The sequence below is a fragment of the Nocardia cyriacigeorgica genome, from assembly GCF_010868145.1.
GTDB lineage: Bacteria > Actinomycetota > Actinomycetes > Mycobacteriales > Mycobacteriaceae > Nocardia > Nocardia cyriacigeorgica_D.
This window is the reverse complement of sequence record NZ_JAAGUY010000002.1, coordinates 68,977-86,500: the sequence shown is the minus strand read 5'-3', so window position 1 is coordinate 86,500 and position 17,524 is coordinate 68,977. Positions and strand designations below refer to the sequence as shown.

Sequence of the window (17,524 nt, the reverse complement as noted above, 5' to 3'; positions counted from 1 at the left end):
CCGGCGGCTCGCCCCTGCGGGCGTCGGGATATCCGGCGTGGTCGGAGGGGCGCGCGCCGGGGGCGGGTCTGCCCGCACCGGGTTGTGGTCGACCATGGCGCTCGTCCGGTGCGGGGCGCCTGCCGGGGTCGGCGGGATGCCCACCTGGCCGGGGGCCGGGCATACCCGGTTCGCCTGGATGCGCGCTGGGCTGCCCGGGCGACCCCTGCGGCGGGACCCGGCGCCTCCGTGGGTCGTCGCCGTTCATCATGTTGAACTCTACTTACCCACTTCGGCCGCGTTTGTTACCCGACGGCTGGGTGAAACACCGGTGTCGTCGCTCACGGCAGCCAGCCGACCCGTCCACGCAGCGCCGTGTAGCCGATATAGGCGACGGCATCGATCAGCGCGTGGGCGATCACCAGCGGCCACAGGCGGCCGGTGCGCTGCCAGTAGCGGCCGAAGACCAGGCCCATCACGATATTGCCCAGCCCACCGCCGAGGCCCTGATAGAGGTGGTAGCTGCCGCGCAGCAGAGCCGAAGCCAGCAGGGAGCGGTTGTCCGACCAGCCGAGGGCACGAAGGCGGGTGATCAGGTAGGCCACCACGATGATCTCTTCGGCGGCGGAGTTGGCGCAGGCCGACAGGATGAGTGCGGGCAGCCGCCACCAGTGATCGTCGAGCGAGCTCGGCACGATCGTCACACTGACGCCCGCCGCGTGCGCGATCAGATACAGCGCGAGCCCGGGCAGCCCGATCACGGCAGCGAGCGCCAGACCGTGCAGACCATCAGGACGCCATCGCATGCGGGCCAGTCCGATAGCGCGGGGTCCGATGCCGCTACGCCACAGCAGGTACAGCCCGAGCGCAGCCCACGCCGTCAGCCGCAACACGCTGAGCAGCTGGAACAGCAGATCGATGATCGATTGGGCCGAGCGAGACGCATTGAGTGCGACGGTTTGCTCGCTGACGTCGCCCGGCTCGAGCGCACTCTCCACCAGCGACAGCGCCGCGGTGAGCCCACTCAATCCGAAGGTGACGCCGAGGACCACCAGGATCTCGATCCGGATACCGGTCCGTTCTCGATCGGTCAGCTCACCGGTGTCCGCCCGGCCGACGTCATCGCGCATGGGGCGAATCTATTGCCCGCGGGTGCGGACGGTGCTCTCAGATGCGGCGCAGACCGTTGAGGAAGGGGCAACCGGCCAGCAGGCGGACCGCTCGGCTGAGGGATTCGATGTCGTCGGCGGGTGTGGCGAAGGGCAGGCGGAAGTCGTGGTCGCCGTCCTGGCCCTCGACGCGAAGCGTGACCCCGTAGCGGTCGATGGCCAATGGGTGCACGCTGCCGCGCTGCAGCCGGGGCGGCAGATGGCGAGCGAGCTGGGAGACGACATCGGCGTGATCGGCGTCCATATGCTGCAGCCAGGCCGATTCCATGGTGCAGAACGGATCCGGTTGGGCCAGCCGCAGCTCCTCCACACACACCGATTCGGCGCCGGTGGAATCGGCGACAACGGCCGAATTGATCACCAGCCGCAACAGTGTGGCGGTATGCCCGACGTCGAGCAGCCCGGGATCGGGGTTCTCCTTGGCCACTTCGGTGGCCAGCGCGCGCTGTGCCTGTGCGGGGACCGCCCGCACCCAGCCGCGCAGCCACACCAGCGCGCGGACGGGCTCGCGCAGCGGCAGCGGTGCGTGATCGGTGAGTTCGAGGACGGCCGGGGCGCCCGCGGCGCCGGAGGCCGCGGCATGCGCGGCGGCGCTGTCGCGGGGGACGGCGATCACGGCGTCGCCGCATTCGCGCAGATGATGCACCGAGGTGGGGATGGGATCGGTGCCGGGCAGCGCCAGCACCGAATACTCGGCATGCGCACACGCGCTACGGACCCGCTCGGCGGTCGTCGGTGCGCTGATCGTCTCCGGCATACAAACCTCCACTGGGTGAACCGTGCCCCACTTCACAACTACTCAATTAGGTTAACCTAACCTAAGCGAACGTGGGGATGTCCGCAACACCAGATCGCGGCCGGTGAGTAAGTTGAATGCCATGAGCAGCGAGCCGGTCTTGGTCGCGTTGACGGTGCCCGCGCGGCGGAGCCTGGTCGACGGCCTCGTGGTCGCGCCCGGTTCGGCACCGGCGGGCCGGGTGATCGACGCGGATGCCGAGGATGCCGAGATCGCCGACATCCTCGCCGAAGCCGCCCACTCCGACACCGGCCTGATCGCACGGACCGCCGTTCCCGATCGCGCGCTGGCCATGGTCGCCGGTACCGCCGCCGCCCTGTGCGGCGAGGACATCCGCACCGCGCTGACAACACCCGATATCGCCTTCCTCACCGGCCTGAATCCGCAGGCGATCGAGGCGGTGCGCGGAGTATTGCTCGCCATCGAGACCGAGTACCCGGACCAGCTCGGTCGCGCGCTCGGCGAGGTGCTGCGTCCAGTCGCCGACCGATAGCCCGACCGTTCCCGGCCCGGGGAAGTCAGCGAGACACGCTCGGCTACGCAAGTAATCTCGTAGGCGTGCCGCGAATAGCGTATTTCGGGCCCTCCGGAACCTTCACCGAGATGGCCCTCGCCGAACTCGAATCCTCGGGGTCCTTCGACGGGCCGGTCGAGCGGATCGCCGCGCCCAGTCAGGGCGCCGCGCTCGATCTGATCCGTTCGGGTGACGTCGACGGCGCCGTCGTGCCGATCGAGAGCTCGGTGGAGGGCTCGATCCCCGCGACGCTGGATTCGCTGGCCGTCGGGCCGCGGCTGCAGATCATCGCCGAGACCGAACTCGAAGTCAGCTTCGCGATCCTCGCCCCTGCCGGCACCGAGCTCGGCGATGTGCGGTCGGTGGCCGCCTATCCGGTCGCCGCCGCGCAGGTGCGCCTCTGGCTCGAACGCAACCTACCCGGCGCCGTGAGTTATGTATCGGCCTCGAACGCGGCCGCGGCAGAGGATGTGCTCGCAGGCCACGCCGACGCTGCCGTCTCCACCACGCTGGCAGGACAACGTCTCGGCCTGGCGGCCCTTGCTGAAGGCGTGGCCGACCATGAGGACGCGATCACCCGGTTCGTGCTGGTCACCAGGCCGCGCGTGGCACCACAGCCTACCGGTGCCGATCGCACCTCCATCGTGCTGGACCTGCCGAACGAACCCGGTGCGCTCATGCGAGCCTTCGGCGAGTTCTCCACCCGTGGCATCGATCTGACCCGAATCGAATCACGACCAACCCGGACGGGTATGGGCACCTATCGGTTCTACCTGGACTGCGTCGGCCACATCGACGATGCGGCGGTCGCCGAGGCGCTCAAGGCCCTGCACCGCACGGCACGGATTCGATTCCTCGGTTCCTGGCCCGCCACCTCGGCCACCGGGGCACCGCCGCCGTCGGACGAGGAGTCCGCGCAGTGGCTGACCCAATTACGAAAGGGGGTTGCCGACCTGTGACAGGCAAACTGATTCTGGTGCGCCACGGTGAGACCGAGGGCAATGTCGCGCGCATTCTCGATACCAGTCTGCCCGGACTGCCACTCACCGAACGTGGTGCGGCGCAGGCGAAGACCTTCGGTTCGCGGCTGACGATCCCGCCGCGTCTGCTGTTGTCCTCGCAGGCGTTGCGGGCCAGGCAGACCGCGGGCTTCATCGAAGGCGCGACGGGTGTGGCGGCCGGCATACTCGACGGTGTGCACGAGGTGCAGGTCGGTGAACTGGAGGGGGAGAACAGCCAGCAGGCGCACGAGTTGTTCCTGCGCGTCTACCGGTCCTGGCATGAGGGCGAATTGGCGCAGCGGCTGCCAGGTGGGGAATCCGGACAGGATGTGCTCGACCGGTTCCTGCCCGCGATCACCGAGCTGCGTGACGGCTACCTGGCCGGTGTCGATGCCGGCGATGTGATGCTGGTGAACCACGGTGCCGCCATGCGATTGGTGGCGCGGACGCTGACCGGTGTCGCCCCGCCGTTCACCATCGACAATCACCTGGACAACACCGAGACCATCGAGTTGGCACCGCATCCGGACGGCACCTGGGAGTGTGTGCGCTGGGGCCGGTTCACACCGCCCTTCGGCCGCGCCCCCGCGCTCGGCGCCGACGACCCGATGGGGTGATTCCTCGGTCGCGTCCGGCATTCGCGCCGATATCCAGCCGAAACGACACCGCGCCCGGTCACCTGTGGTGACCGGGCGCGGTATTCGGTCGATCAAATCGACACCGGATCAGGCCAACGCCGGATTGCCGGGAAAGTCTTCGCGTTCCGGCAGGGAATTGATCAGATCCAGTAGCGCCGTACGCAACCGGGCGTTGCTGCCGCCGCTGAACGAGGTCCACTTGACGCCGTCGTCGGACATGCTCGCCGTCGCTAAAAAACGACCGGCGCGGGTGTTGTACACGGCGATGTGGTTGTCGGCCATCTCCCGGGTGCCGTCGCCGTAGATCACACCGACGATCTCGGCGTGCGACTCGAGATGCACCATCGCCGAGGCGATCGCCTGCGCATCCCGCGGCGGGTTGCCGACCTTGGTGAGGCGTGCTGTCATGGCCGCTGCATCGCCGAGGTCCTCGAAGATCGGGATCAATTGCTCGGTCGGGGCGTTCATCCCGGTGAGCTCGAGCCCCTCGGCCGGTCCGAGCGCCGACAGCACCGGGCCGGGCAGATCGTCGTCGGCCTCGTGGATCACATAGGAGTCGGGCCCGCGGAGGGCGACGGTCACCAGATCGTCACCCTTCGACAGACACATCCGACTCGTTTGACCCTCGACGACCAGCCGAAGCGCGATCACCCAGTGCGGGCGATACAGCCCGAACAGTCGGTCGGCGAGTTCCGGATGCACGACCTCACCGTCGAGCAGTTCTCGTTCGGTGAGCGACTTCGCGGCCACGGCCATTGCCGCGTCGTGCGCCGCCTCGTTGTCGTAGCGCCCTATCGCGTTCAACACGACGGGAACCTCGTCGATCTGCAGAAGTTCCAGCAGGAACTGCATTTCGTCGAGCGACAGCGTGACGGCGCCGAGCGTCGCCGGACCGCGACCGGCACCGAGAACCGTCATTTGGCCGTTCCGGCGGGATCGCCACCGATGACACCGTCGGCCGCGAGGCGGCCGTCGGTGAAGTGGTCGGCCCGCAGGTAATCGGCGCCGTTGTGCTCGGTCTCGTCGTCGTCGGAGTTGGCCGCGCCACGACCCATCAGCGGGCTGGTCGGCGCGGTGTTGGGACGGATCGGCGCGGCCGGCTCGGTACGCGCGACCGCGACCTCGGTGACCGGAAGGGCCGCACCCGCACCGCCACTGAGCGGCGGCGCACCCCAGCCCTCGGGCACCTTGAACGTGCTGTTGCCGCCCATGCCGACGGACGTACCCATACCGGCGGCCCGAGTGGAGGCACCTGCCGCGGCTGCGGCACCACCGGTCGCGATGCTCATCGGCGCCATGGAGGCGACACCGGGTGCGCCAGAGCTGGTGGCGGCGGCAATGGCGTTGGCGCCGAGGTTGCCGACGGTGCTCACACCGCTGGTGGCCACCGAACCGGCCACATTCGCGACCTGGGTAACCGCGCTGCTGATCGCAGGGTTGTTGACCACCGCGCCCGCCGCGGCCAGTGCGGTCTGCACCGGGTCGCCGTTGCTGCTCTGGAACGCCTGGTCTGCGTTGCTCGCGGCCTCGGCCGAGCCCGCGCCGTTGGCGATCGGCGGCGGGTTGATGAACTCACCCGGGGTGACGACGGTCGCGGAGGTGGCGGCCTCGTAGGTCTCCATCACCAGTGCCGCGCGAATGTCCATGGCGCGCTTGACGACTTCGGCCGCCTCATAGGCACCCGACATCGCGCCCGCCGGGTTCGCCGACGCCACATACGCGGCGTTGACGGCAGCGATCTCCGGCAAACTCGGCATGGCCAGCGAGGCGACGGTGTAGGCGGTCGCGTTGGCTGCGGCCTTGGAGCCCATCGTGGCGGCCATGATTCCCTGCTGGCCTGCCCACGCGGTGAATCCACCCAGCCGGGCCAGCGCACCGATGCCGTTGATGCTCTGCAGGCCGACGCCGACTTCGGCCATGACCCGGGTGACGGTCGCGGTGGCGTCCACCCATGCGGCGGTCAGCGTCCCCCAGGAGGTGGCGGCGGCGGAGATCGGAACGGCATGTGCGCCCGCGTTGAGCGCGACGGAGTTGAATTCGGCCATGCGGGGTAGCCAGAACACCCCGGTGATTCCTGCGGTCATGAGTGGTTTCTCCCCTTGTGTGAAGCTCGGAGCCGGCTCGGCGGTTGGCTAGGCGACGATCGAGTTGAACGGCGCGCCGGTCAGCGTGACGATTCCGGCGGACGTGGCGTCCTCGGCCAGGTACTGCGCGAGCTGGCTGCGCAGGATCGCTGCGGCGTGGTGCAGTTCGAGAATCCCCTGCGCGATGGCCTTGTCGTGGGTGACGGCCGCGTGGTTGAAGTGATTCGCGGCCAGCAGGGACACCTCCTCGGCGCCCGAGGGGAGGACGTGCGTCGCCGGGCCGGCCAGAGCGGCCACACCTGCCAGGCGGTCGGCGAGCAGATCCAGCTCGACACTTGCGGCGAGGATGATTTCTGGTGTGACGTGCACGTTGCCAATCATGTCTCGACTCCTTCTAGTGGTAGCTGTTCGGCGGAACCACGAGAATTCCCCCTACGAGTACATTGGACGCGACGGCACCGCAATCGGTTCCATCCAATCCAGAGTTTCTTCCGGTCTTACGTGCCGGATACGAACCCCCATCCATAGGTTCGCATACAGCTCGGGCTAAGACTAGCCCCATCCCAGCTGATGGAGCCGATCTTCGTCAATCCCGAAATAGTGTGCTATCTCATGGATCACGGTGATCGCCACCTCCTCCACCACCTCTTCTTCGTCGGCGCATATGTCCAGTAGGGCGTCTCGATAGATGGTCACCGTGTCCGGCAGCGCGCCCCCGTATTGACTGTCGCGCTCGGTCAGCGCAATTCCGTGATACAGCCCGAGCAGATGTGGATCCTCCAGATTGCGAGGCTCGATCAGCACCACGACATTGTCGATGGCTCGGGCGAGTTCGGCCGGAATGAGATCGAGGGCGTCGCCGACCAGCTCTTCGAAGCGGTCCTCGGACATGGAGACCGGCATGAACGTCGTCGACCGCCTATCGCGGCTGCGCGGGCAGCGGTGCGGCGCCGGGCAGCGGCGGTGGGGTGTAGCGGCCGTCGCTCGGCGGCGGGACCGGCGCCTGACCGTTGATCTGGATCTCGCCCTTGGCCGATCCGGTGATCGGTGCGAACCCTTCCTGGTCGGCGCCCTTGCCCACCATGCAGTCGAGCTTGCGGCTGCCCGCCAGCCAGCTGCGTGCGTCGATGTAGTCGAAGAACAGCGTCAACGTCTTGTTGCGCAGCACATCCGGGCCACCGAGGTACTCGGTGGACAGGCGCGCACATTCGCCCTCGACGAACTTGTCCTGCTCCTCCTTCGGCGGCGGCGGTCCCTGGAAACGCGCGCCGAGATCGACGGTCGCCACGATCTCCACCGCATGCGGCTGGGTGCAGTCGACCGGGTCAGTGGGCAGGTTCTGGTTGATCCCCAGGCACATGCCAGGCGCGAACACCTTGGACTGATCGTTGTCGAGCACGCTGCCGGTGGTCGGCAGCGGCGCCGAAGCAGCTCCGGTCAGGCCTGCGGCCTGAAGACCGCAGCGCAGCTTGCGATCTCCGGTCTTGGCCCAGCCCTCGGGGCTCGGGTACATCAGGCCGACGACGAAACGTCCGCGCGGATCGAACTTTCCGCCGAGGTACTGCTGGGCGGCGGTGACGCAGTGCTCCTCTTTGAGTTCGGTGAACCGCAGCGAATCCGGGAAGCGCGAACCGGGACCGAATTCCTTACCGGGGTATCTGCTCAGGTCGATATCGGCGGTGACCTCGAACATATGCTTGTCGGCACAGTCGACCTCGACCAGATCGGACCGGTCGGGCGCGGTCCAGCTGAGGCAGTCGCCGCGAGTGGCGGTGCCGAAGGTCTTCTCGGCGCCTGCCGGGACGGCGACGGCGGGGTTGTGCGCTTCCAGGCCGGAGTCGTTCTCGAAGCCGGTGACGAACAGCGTCACCATGGCCGCGGAGACCGCGCCCACGGCGACCGCGAGCAAACCCCAGCGCAGCTTCGGCGCGGACAGGCGAAGCTTGGACCCGGACGACGCGGTGTTGTCCGCGCTCTCCGCCGAAACAGCCGCACTCGTCGACCTGCGGCCGGACCGGGGTTTCGACCGGCCGAACGCGGCGCCGGGCGAGCGCCTGCCGGCGGAGCCACGACCGGGGCGGCCTGCGGCGGGCCGCGACGGATCACCGTCCCGAGAGGGCTCGGGCACCGGCGGGGGCGTGTGCGCGTCATCGGAGGTCATCGCGACCCATCATGGCAGTGTTCTGGCTCACCGTGCCACGAGGGCTGCCGGAACAGGCCCCTGACCGGGCGGTTCCCCGGCCGCGACGTCATGGATCGGGCCCTGGCCGGCTGGGTGGCCATCGCCGTGGGCGCCGGTCGGTCCTCCGGCCGTTGGACGTCGTCCGCCGCGTCGACTCCTGATCAACCCCGCAGCGCGGAGGCGAACACGCCGGGCAGCCGGGCGGGATTGTTCGCCGCGTAGAACTCGGTGAGCTTGCGACCCGTTGACGCGGCGGTGGTGTTGTCGACGAACCACGGCGGTTTGGGCGAGAGTGCCCATTCAGCGTGCAGCACCGACCGTGGGGCGGGGCGGAACGGGCCGCGCACGACGGTGCGTTCCACGTCGTCGAGCAGCAAGGCGTTGTGCACGATGCCGACGCCGCTCTGCACGTCCTCCAGGGTGTGCCCCGGGTATGCGCCCCAGGAGGCGCGTGGGGTCAGGAATGCCAGCCCGGTCCAGGCGTTGATCGCGACGGTGCCGTAGCGCAGCCGCTCCACCGCGCGATCGAAGGCGATGCCGAGCCGCTTGATGGTGACCGGATGCGCGATGATGTTGGCCCCAAGCGTGCCGGTGAGCTCATCGTTGGCGAAGTCGACGGCCCGCTGCACGAATTCACCGCCGCTCGCGGCGGGCAGCTCGACGACGCCGAGCACGGGTGCGAAATATTCGGTGCGCAGCAGTGCGGTTTCGGCGGCGGGCAGGTCTTCCACCAGTAGCCTGCCGGACTCCGGACCGAGCCGGGTGGCATCCGGATAGGACGCCAGCGCATCCGAAACCCGCTTGTCGCTGCCCGGGTAGTACGCCGGACGCTGCGGCGCATTGGCCATCGCCTCGCGCAGCTCACGCAGGAACTGCTCCTTCTGCGGCCACTCCGCGCTGAGCACAATCGTCTGGGCGGCCACACAGTTGTAGCCACCGTTGTGCAGGCGTTGGGTGGCCACGTGCGCGGCCTGGTAGCGCAGATCGGCTTCGGACCAGTCGCCTGGCACCACGATGGTCGGCGAGACGCCGCCGAGCTCGCTGGTGATCGGCTTGGTCAGCAGTGGCCGCCGGTCGTGACGGCGCTCCACCGCGTCCGGGCCGGTGCCCCACACGATGGCGTCGTGAGTCTGGGCGCTGCCGGTCATGTGTACGTGCGCGACCCCGGAATGGCGCACCAGATATCCGCCCTCGGCGGCGCCGCCGGTGAGGATGCGCAGCACCCCGAGCTCGATGAGCGGGGCGAAGATCATCTCGAACACCGTGTACAGGGGATCGGTGATCGGGTTCAACTTCAGCGCGACGACCCGGTTGTTCGCGTACAGCTCGTACAGGGTGTCGAGCGGGGCGATCGACATGATGTTGCCCGCGCCGAGGACGACACCAACACCGCCGGTCGCGGCCGGAGCGAGCTGCGCGAGCCCCGCCTTGCGGCGCGCGGTCTCGGCATCGACGCCAGGACGCAGCCAGACCTCCCCGGAGAACCCGCTGAGCAGCAGTTTGTCGTAGGTGCCGTGGGGCAGCACCGGCACCGCGATGCGGTCGCCGGGCGCGGAGGTCAGCTCGATGCCGTCGAGTGGGTTGCGGCCGGATTCGAGCGCGCTCAGCGTCTCCGAGAGTGCGGTGGTGGCCTGCAGCAGGGTCAGGGGGCCCGACATCCATTCCTCACCGACCAGCGGGGAATCGGGGTCGAGCTGTTTGATGGTGCATGCGGCTCGCACCCAGTCGGCGGCGAAGCGCGCGGTACGGGCGTGGATATCGTCGAGGAGTTCGCGGCGGCGGCGCAGCGGCGTGCTCGCCCACGCCTTTTCACCCGCTGCGAGCTCGGCCAGTGCGTTGTCGATGGCTGTGTCGTCGAAAGTGGTGGCCACAGAACAACTATGCGCCTCCGGACGGGTTCCCGGCGAACATCGGCCGATCCGGCGGCACGGTGCGGTGTGTGGCGGGGAGTGTCGAACCGATATCCGATTACGCCGTACAGGTGCCGCCAACTAGGCTGGTCAGCCATGATCGACCTCCGATTCCTGCGCGAGCATCCTGACGCCGTCCGTGCCTCGCAGCGGGCGCGTGGTGAGGATCCCGCGCTCGTGGACGCGCTGCTCGAGGCCGACGCGGCGCGCCGGGCCGCGGTCGCCACCGCCGACAATCTGCGCGCCGAGCACAAGGCGATGGGAAAGAGGATCGGCAAGGCGAGCAAAGAGGAGCGCCCCGCACTGCTCGCCGAGGCCTCGGAGATGTCGGCGAAGGTGAAGGAGGCCGAGGCGGCTCAGCATGCCGCGGACGCCGATCTGGATGCTGCGCAGCGCGCCATCTCCAATGTCGTACAGGAGGGCGCGCCGTCCGGAGGCGAAGCCGATTACGTCCTGTTGGAGACTGTCGGCACGCCGCCGGAGTTCGACTTCACGCCCAAGGATCACCTGGAGCTCGGCGAGTCGCTCGGCCTGATCGATATGGAACGCGGCGCCAAGGTCTCGGGTGCCCGCTTCTACTTCCTCACCGGTTACGGCGCGCTGCTGCAGCTGGGTCTGTTGCAGCTGGCGGCGCAGCGCGCGGTCGCCAACGGCTTCACCATGATGATCCCGCCGGTGCTGGTGCGCCCGGAGATCATGGCGGGCACCGGATTCCTCGGCCAGCATTCGGCCGAGGTGTATCACCTTGCCGATGACGATCTGTACCTGGTCGGTACCTCGGAGGTGCCGCTGGCCGGCTATCACTCCGACGAGATCCTGGACCTGAGCGGCGGCGCCAAGCGCTACGCGGGCTGGTCGTCGTGCTTCCGCCGGGAGGCGGGTAGCTACGGCAAGGACACCCGCGGCATCATCCGGGTGCACCAGTTCGACAAGGTCGAGATGTTCGTCTATTGCCGGCCCGAGGACGCCGATGCCGAGCATCAGCGATTGCTGGCCTGGGAACGCGACATGCTCGCCGCGATCGAGGTGCCCTACAGGGTCATCGATGTCGCAGCAGGCGATCTTGGCAGCTCGGCCGCCCGCAAGTTCGACTGCGAGGCATGGGTGCCGACCCAGCAGACCTACCGGGAGCTGACCTCCACCTCCAACTGCACCACCTTCCAGGCCCGCAGGCTGTCGGTGCGCTACCGCGACGAGAACGGCAAACCGCAGATCGCCGCGACGCTCAACGGCACCCTGGCCACCACCCGATGGATCGTCGCGCTGCTGGAGAATCACCAGCAGGCCGACGGTTCGGTCCGGGTCCCCGAAGCACTGGTTCCGTTCGTCGGCACCGATGTGTTGACGGTCCCGAAGTAGCGCGCATGTTCGGCCGTGGTCGGTCCTGATGTCTGATTCCTGTGATGTGGCAACCGGGGGGTTGGCTCTTGTCTAGGCTGTCGTTCGTGCGAGGAATCGGGTCTCGCGGCGATACCCGAACCCGGGTTCGGGCCGCGTCTGCGTTGGCGACGGCCATGGTCATGTCCAGGACCACCGGGGCCTTCTATGTCATGGGCGGTGCGCTCGGCCTGGTGATCACCGCCGTCGCACCCGGCGACGAGGGCAACCGTCCGCTGGTCGGCAGTGCGGCCGCGGTGGCGTTGCTGCTCGGTATCAGCCTGCTCGGCTGGGGTCCGCGGCTGCCGCACACCATTCACCACGGATATGTCGCCATCGCGACGATCCTGGTCACCATTGCCGTCTATGCCTTCCCGAACACCGTCGGTGCGATCACGCTCGCCTCGTTCTACGTGTTCGTGGCCTGTGACGCTGCGCTGTTCTTCGTCTGGCCGCTGGCGATGGCACATATCGCGTTCGCAATGGCGGCCTGCCTGTGGGTGCTACCGACCCGCGAGGGTCTGCCCTGGTGGTCGGGTCTGATCCCGGCCGGGGTGACCTTCGGTGTCGGTGTCGTCGTCGGGATCCTCACCCGGATGGCGTCGGAGGCCGATATCGACGTGCTGACCGGGTTGCTGAACCGGCGCGGTTTCGACCGGGCGCTCAATACCGCCATCGAGAACGCCACCCGCTCCGAGGAGGGGCTGGCGCTGGTGCTGGTCGACTTGGACCGGTTCCAGAAGGTCAACGATCATCTCGGGCACCGTGCGGGCGACGCCGTCCTGCAGCGCGTCGCCGACACCTGGGGCAAGCTGCTCGCCCCCGATCAGCGGCTGGCCCGCTACGGCGGCGATGTCTTCGCCCTGCTGCTGCCTGGCACCACCGAACAGGCCGCGATCCTGCTCACCGAACAGCTGCGCGCCGCCGTCACCACCGGCTGCTCGGCCGGTGTGACGTCCTGGCAGCCGGGCGAATCCGGTTCGCTGCTGGTGAGCCGGGCCGATGTGGGCCTGTACCGGGCCAAGCAAGCCGGACGTAACCGGACGGTGCTGGAGTCCTCGCGACAGCTGCCGCTGGCGGTCGAGCTGCGCGAGGCCATCGACCGCGGTGCACTCGACGTGCATTATCAGCCGATCGTCAGCCTGAGCGAGGGCGGCGGCAAAGCCGTCGGCGTGGAAGCGCTGCTGCGATGGTCGTCGAGCGCGCAGCCCGACGTCACCACCGAGGGTCTGATCCGGGTGGCCGAGGAATACGACCTCATCTCCGATCTCGACGAGCTGGTGCTGCGCCGGGCCTGTGCCGACGCCGCGCGGCTCCAGGAGACCTTCGCCCAGCTCGATCTCACCCTCAACGTCAATGTGAGCGGGCTGGAGCTGGCCGAAACGGGTTACGCCGATCGGGTCACCGACATCCTGAACAGCACCGGATGGCCTGCCGATCAGCTGGTGCTCGAGGTGACCGAAAGCGAGCTGGCCGCCGAATCCCAGACCGCCATCGCGAATCTGCACACGCTGCGCGACCGTGGTGTCCGCATCGCGATCGACGATTTCGGCACCGGCTACTCCTCGCTGAGCAGGCTGGCCACGTTGCCGAGCGACATCATCAAGGTCGATCAGTCCTTCGTGGCCGCGATCCGTTCGGATTCGCCCGCGCCGCCGCTGCTCGGCGTGATCGCCGCGCTGAGCAAGTCGCTGGACCTGCAGGTGATCGCCGAGGGCGTGGAGACCGAATACCAAGCCGCGGTGCTCACCGAGCTCGGTTTCGCGCTGGCGCAGGGCTATCACTACAGCGATTCGCATCCGGTCGCGGAACTGATCAGCGATCTGAATCAGAGCCAGGGCCGGGTGGGTCCCGGTGCCGACGCCGATCGCAACGGCTGGGTTCCACTCGGCTGAAATTCCCTTGACCGGTGTCACTGTCGACGACGATGCTGGTCACATGCGTTTGCTCATCTACGGCTGTTGATTCGACCCGAGTAAGTCGGCCGAGGCGATCGGTATGCGTGCCCTCACCGTACGGGCGGTGCTGTTCGCCGGACTCGGTGACTTCTTCCCGCTCTATGCCATCTACGCCCTGCTGTTCGCCGATCACGGCCTGAACGCCGGGCAGATTTCCTCGCTGTTCGCGCTGTGGTCGGCAACGGCGTTCCTGCTGGAAGTGCCGTCGGGCGCATGGGCGGACACCGTGTCGCGGCGCGGTTTGCTCGTGCTCAGCGGTGTGCTGCTGACGACGGGTTTCACCCTGTGGACGGTGGTGCCGAATTACTTCGGCTTCGCCGCTGGTTTCGTGGTGTGGGGCGTGTCGGGAGCCTTGCGATCCGGAACGTTCGAAGCGCTGCTCTATGACGAACTCAGCGTCCGCGGTGAACCCTCGGCCTTCCCGCGGATCCTCGGCTACACCAGAGCGGCCACCGAGACCGCGGTGTTGATCGCCATCCTTGCCGCGACGCCGCTGTATCTGGTCGGTGGGTATCCGTTGATCGGCTGGGTCAGTGTCGCGATGGCGGTGGCGCATACGGCCGTCGCGCTCACCCTTCCCGCCGCGCCCAAGTCGGTGTCGGCGGGCGAGGTGGATGAGCTGGAAGATGAACCCGATACCGTGCCCGCCGCAGCGACCACCCCGACCGCGCGGCCGATCACGCGATACCTGTCCATGTTGCGATCCGGCGTAGGGGAGGCGACGCGGATCAAGAGCGTCCGCAACGGCGTTCTGCTCGGTGCGCTGCTGTACGGGATCACCGCCTTCGATGAGTACTTCGCGTTGGTGGCGGGCGAGGCGGGAGTCGCGACCGCGGTGGTGCCGGTGCTGGTCGGCATCACGGTGGTCGGCTCACTGATCGGTTCGGTGACGGCGGGCCGAACCGAGACGATGCGGGCGCGGACCATGGGGATCGCCGTCGCGGTGGCCGGTGTGCTGTTCATCGCTGGTGCGGTGGTGGTCGGGTTGGCGGTGCGCTGGCCTGCGGCGATGTATGTGCTGACCGGTTCGGGATTCATCGCGCTCGGTATTTCGTACGGCATCGTCTACAACGCGACCGTCGTGTCGGCGGCTCGGTTGCAGGATGCGATCGAGGGTCCGGCGCGGGCAACGGTGACCTCGGTGTCGGGGCTGTTGTCGGAGGTTGTCTCGCTCGCCGCGTTCGGTTTCGTCGCGCTGGTGACGGTGTGGTTGTCGATGTCGGCAACGGTCGCGCTGCTCGGATTCGGGGTGTTGGCGATTGCGGCGGTGACTCCGGCGTGGCTGCCGCGCCGGTCGACCGTGTCGAGCCGGAATGTCGACCTCAGCGGATGATCCGTCGCTATCGTGCCGTGGACCGCCGCGCGACCGATTCGGCGCGCTGAATTCGCAGCCGGGCGGCGGTGGTGTGGCTCGCCGAGTTCGCTGAGGTGCGCCGCGCATTCTGGTAGCACCTATTGCCAGATTTTTGATTCTGTGGGACCGTCTTTCCAGATGTACTCGACGCCGAGTGCCGAGACCTGATGGGTGGAATGCAATGGCGCATGACAACCTTTCAGCGGGCGACGGGCCGCTGCCCACGCCGCAGCTGTTCACCGAATTCCCGTTCCGTTATGCCCTCCCGCTGCTCGCTCCGCCGAACCTGCCATGCACGGCGGCGCAACGCGATTCCTTCCGCAGGTTCGCCCAGGTCGGCGATCCGCTCGCAGACGACGTCGTCGCGATGTTCCGGCGATTGCCGCCAGGCGCGGGCCGCCGCATGTTCGACACCGCGGTGACGGGCGGGATAGCGGCGGTGCCGGATGCGCCACCGGAACTGGTGGCCTTCTTCGAACAGGTCGAGGCAGAGCCTTACTGGCTCGACCGCAAGAAACTCGAGCGCGGCGCACGAGTGGTGCAGCGGACCGGCGTGTGGGGCGGTATCGCCATGGGCATGTTCGCGCTGATGGGCGGATATCTCGCCTCGCGAGCGGACAAGACGCTGGTCGGAACCGGCGACCTCGCCGCGATGGCGCCGCGCAGACTCGCCGAGACCACGCAGTGGTGGCTGGATGTCACCACTCCTGGTGGGCTGCAACGCGATCGGATCGGCTACCAGAGCGCGCTTCGGGTGCGTTTGATGCACGCACTGGTGCGGGCGGGTATGAACCGCCGAGCCGACTGGGACCACGAGGCCTGGGACCATCCGGTCAACCAGGTGCTCACGGTCGGGACCCTCGGGTTGTTCTCGATGGCCAATTTGCTCGGTTCGCAAGCCCTCGGGCTGCAATTCTCGGCCGCCGAGAAGGACGCGGTATTCCATCTCTGGCGCTACGTCGGCTTCCTGCTCGGTATCGACCCGCAGATTCTGCCGACCAGCGAAACCGACACCTGGCGTGCGTTCTGGATCCTGGCCGACACCGAGTTCATCCCGGACGAGGATTCGCGACGACTGGCCCAGGCGCTCGTCCCGGCGATCGGGGGCCTGTTCATCGGCTGTCGCACCCCGGCGCAGCGTGCCATCCGCCGGTTCGTGACCAGTTACCTTGTCGCCTACAGCCGTATCGTGCTCGGCCCGAGCAATGCCGATTTCCTCGGCTTGGAAGACGATAAGCGTTTCCAGGCGGCGGTAGTGACCACGGCCGTTGTCAACGGCGCGCTGGAAATTCCGCGGCGCTTCATCCCCGGAGCGACCCGCTTCCAGGAACGTCTCGGGGCCCGCATGCGCGCAAACATGGTGCGCACATCGATCGCCCGCAATGGTGGCGACCGGACCTACGCGCGGCACGACACATATGCGGCGCGGCCGGTGCAGGCTGTGTGAGGACCTGGAGGCGTCTCCCACCGGCGCGGTGAGAGCGTGATCGCGGACTGTTGGACATCAGCCGGTGGCATCAATGGCAGCCCGCAGTAGGTCCACAGCCGCGCACCGACCCGGGGATAGGGTGGCGCGGTGGCGGTGCAGACGCGGCTTGGGCTCGGTCTCGGGATGTCCATCGGGGCCGGGGTTGCGGTGCAGGCCAGGATCAATGGCGCACTCGGCGAGCGGCTGCACGACGGAATCGCCGCCGCCGTCGTCAGTTTCGGCACCGGGCTGCTGGTGCTGGCCGTGGCCTTCGCGTGTTCGCAGCGGTTGCGGTCCGGGCTCGGCGATGTCCGGCGGGCGGTGGCAGCGGGGGAGTTGCGCCCGTGGCAGTTGCTTGGCGGGTTGTGCGGTGCGGCGTTCGTCGCGAGTCAGGGCCTGACCATTGCCGCACTGGGGGTCACCGCGTTCACTGTGGCGGTGGTGGCCGGTCAGCTGCTCAGCAGCCTGGTGGTGGATCGACTCGGGTTGGCGCCCAACGGGCGAACCCCGGTGACGGCGCGCCGCATCGGTGCAGCGGGGCTCGGGGTGTTCGCGGTCGCGCTCGCAGGTCTCGGTAGCGCGCAGGTCAGCGGTGCATTGTCGGCGCCGACCGCCCTCGCCGACGTCCCGCACGCGGTGCTCATCCTGGTCCCCGCGCTCGCGGGTATCGGACTGGCCTGGCAGCAGGCGGTGAACGGGCGGGTCGGCGCGGTCGGCGGACCGTTCCCGGCGACCGGTATCAACTTCGCGGTCGGCCTCGTCGGCTTGTTCGCGGTCGAGGCCGTGGTCGTCGCCGGTGCCGGACTGCCCACCGAATTCCCCACCGAGCCATGGCTTTATCTCGGCGGCGCGATCGGCGTCGTGTTCATCGCTCTCGCGGTCCTGGTCGTCCGCTGGATCGGCGTCCTGCTCCTCGGCCTCACCTCGGTGGCGGGCCAGCTGCTCGCCTCGATCGCCCTCGATGTGGCCATCCCGACCGGGGCGGGGCTGTCGATGACGGCTGTTGCCGGTTGTGCGCTCACGCTGGTCGCGGTGCTCTTGGCGACGGGTGTACCGAGTGGCAGCCGGGCGGAGCGGCCCTCCTGACCCAGGGA

16 protein-coding genes are annotated in these 17,524 nt (G+C 68.3%); 8 read left to right on the top strand and 8 right to left on the bottom strand.

Annotated features, from left to right (window positions below):
- Positions 1-320: 320 nt before the first annotated feature.
- A complete protein-coding gene (locus tag GV792_RS04175) occupies positions 321-1,109 on the bottom strand; it encodes a CPBP family intramembrane glutamic endopeptidase (protein ID WP_163822298.1) in 789 nt (262 codons plus the stop codon).
- 37 nt (positions 1,110-1,146) lie between these two features.
- Positions 1,147-1,905 carry a DUF2470 domain-containing protein gene (locus GV792_RS04170; RefSeq protein WP_163822297.1) on the bottom strand — a complete coding sequence of 253 codons (759 nt, stop codon included), beginning with the start codon at positions 1,903-1,905 and terminating at the stop codon, positions 1,147-1,149.
- A 121-nt stretch (positions 1,906-2,026) separates the two neighbouring features.
- Between GV792_RS04170 and GV792_RS04165 the strand changes: the two genes are divergently transcribed.
- The 3 genes from GV792_RS04165 to GV792_RS04155 all read left to right on the top strand — a co-directional run bounded on the left by GV792_RS04165 (position 2,027) and on the right by GV792_RS04155 (position 4,076).
- The gene (locus tag GV792_RS04165) at positions 2,027-2,437 is read left to right on the top strand and encodes a hypothetical protein (RefSeq protein WP_163822296.1); all 411 of its coding nucleotides are present in this window, start codon (positions 2,027-2,029) and stop codon (positions 2,435-2,437) included.
- A 65-nt stretch (positions 2,438-2,502) separates the two neighbouring features.
- Positions 2,503-3,417, top strand: coding sequence for a prephenate dehydratase (gene pheA / locus GV792_RS04160; RefSeq protein WP_163822295.1), 915 nt, complete (start codon positions 2,503-2,505; stop codon positions 3,415-3,417).
- On the top strand, positions 3,414-4,076 hold the full coding sequence (locus tag GV792_RS04155; protein WP_163822294.1) for a histidine phosphatase family protein: 663 nt from the start codon (positions 3,414-3,416) through the stop codon (positions 4,074-4,076). Before pheA ends, GV792_RS04155 begins: the two co-directional genes overlap by 4 nt.
- 108 nt (positions 4,077-4,184) lie before the next feature.
- Here the strand turns inward: GV792_RS04155 and GV792_RS04150 are convergent, their stop codons facing one another.
- The 6 genes from GV792_RS04150 to GV792_RS04125 all read right to left on the bottom strand — a co-directional run bounded on the left by GV792_RS04150 (position 4,185) and on the right by GV792_RS04125 (position 10,234).
- A complete protein-coding gene (locus GV792_RS04150) occupies positions 4,185-5,015 on the bottom strand; it encodes an ESX secretion-associated protein EspG (protein WP_163822293.1) in 831 nt (276 codons plus the stop codon).
- Positions 5,012-6,181, bottom strand: a complete 1,170-nt coding sequence (locus tag GV792_RS04145) for a PPE domain-containing protein (RefSeq protein ID WP_163822292.1) — start codon at positions 6,179-6,181, stop codon at positions 5,012-5,014. The genes GV792_RS04150 and GV792_RS04145 overlap by 4 nt, the downstream gene beginning before the upstream one ends.
- A gap of 48 nt (positions 6,182-6,229) precedes the next feature.
- Complete coding sequence (locus GV792_RS04140) at positions 6,230-6,562, bottom strand: PE family protein (RefSeq protein WP_163822291.1); 333 nt, start codon at positions 6,560-6,562, stop codon at positions 6,230-6,232.
- Between the two features lie 171 nt (positions 6,563-6,733).
- On the bottom strand, positions 6,734-7,084 hold the full coding sequence (locus tag GV792_RS04135; protein WP_163822290.1) for a metallopeptidase family protein: 351 nt from the start codon (positions 7,082-7,084) through the stop codon (positions 6,734-6,736).
- 16 nt (positions 7,085-7,100) lie between these two features.
- On the bottom strand, positions 7,101-8,342 hold the full coding sequence (locus GV792_RS04130) for a septum formation family protein (RefSeq protein WP_175583298.1): 1,242 nt from the start codon (positions 8,340-8,342) through the stop codon (positions 7,101-7,103).
- 182 nt (positions 8,343-8,524) lie between these two features.
- A complete protein-coding gene (locus GV792_RS04125) occupies positions 8,525-10,234 on the bottom strand; it encodes an aldehyde dehydrogenase family protein (protein ID WP_163822289.1) in 1,710 nt (569 codons plus the stop codon).
- A gap of 135 nt (positions 10,235-10,369) precedes the next feature.
- On the opposite strand from GV792_RS04125, the gene serS reads away from it, so the two are divergent.
- The 5 genes from serS (at position 10,370) to GV792_RS04100 (ending at position 17,516) form a co-directional block, all read left to right on the top strand.
- Positions 10,370-11,632: a serine--tRNA ligase gene (serS, locus tag GV792_RS04120; RefSeq protein ID WP_163822288.1), complete on the top strand. Its 1,263-nt coding sequence runs from the start codon at positions 10,370-10,372 to the stop codon at positions 11,630-11,632.
- Positions 11,633-11,793: 161 nt separating this feature from the next.
- Positions 11,794-13,545: a putative bifunctional diguanylate cyclase/phosphodiesterase gene (locus GV792_RS04115; protein ID WP_256668077.1), complete on the top strand. Its 1,752-nt coding sequence runs from the start codon at positions 11,794-11,796 to the stop codon at positions 13,543-13,545.
- 103 nt (positions 13,546-13,648) lie between these two features.
- Positions 13,649-14,941 carry an MFS transporter gene (locus GV792_RS04110; protein ID WP_163822286.1) on the top strand — a complete coding sequence of 431 codons (1,293 nt, stop codon included), beginning with the start codon at positions 13,649-13,651 and terminating at the stop codon, positions 14,939-14,941.
- A 202-nt stretch (positions 14,942-15,143) separates the two neighbouring features.
- Entirely contained in the window at positions 15,144-16,409 is a 1,266-nt protein-coding gene (locus tag GV792_RS04105) for an oxygenase MpaB family protein (protein WP_163822285.1), read from the top strand.
- Between the two features lie 129 nt (positions 16,410-16,538).
- Positions 16,539-17,516, top strand: a complete 978-nt coding sequence (locus tag GV792_RS04100) for a DMT family transporter (RefSeq protein WP_309139073.1) — start codon at positions 16,539-16,541, stop codon at positions 17,514-17,516.
- The last annotated feature ends 8 nt before the right edge of the window (positions 17,517-17,524 follow it).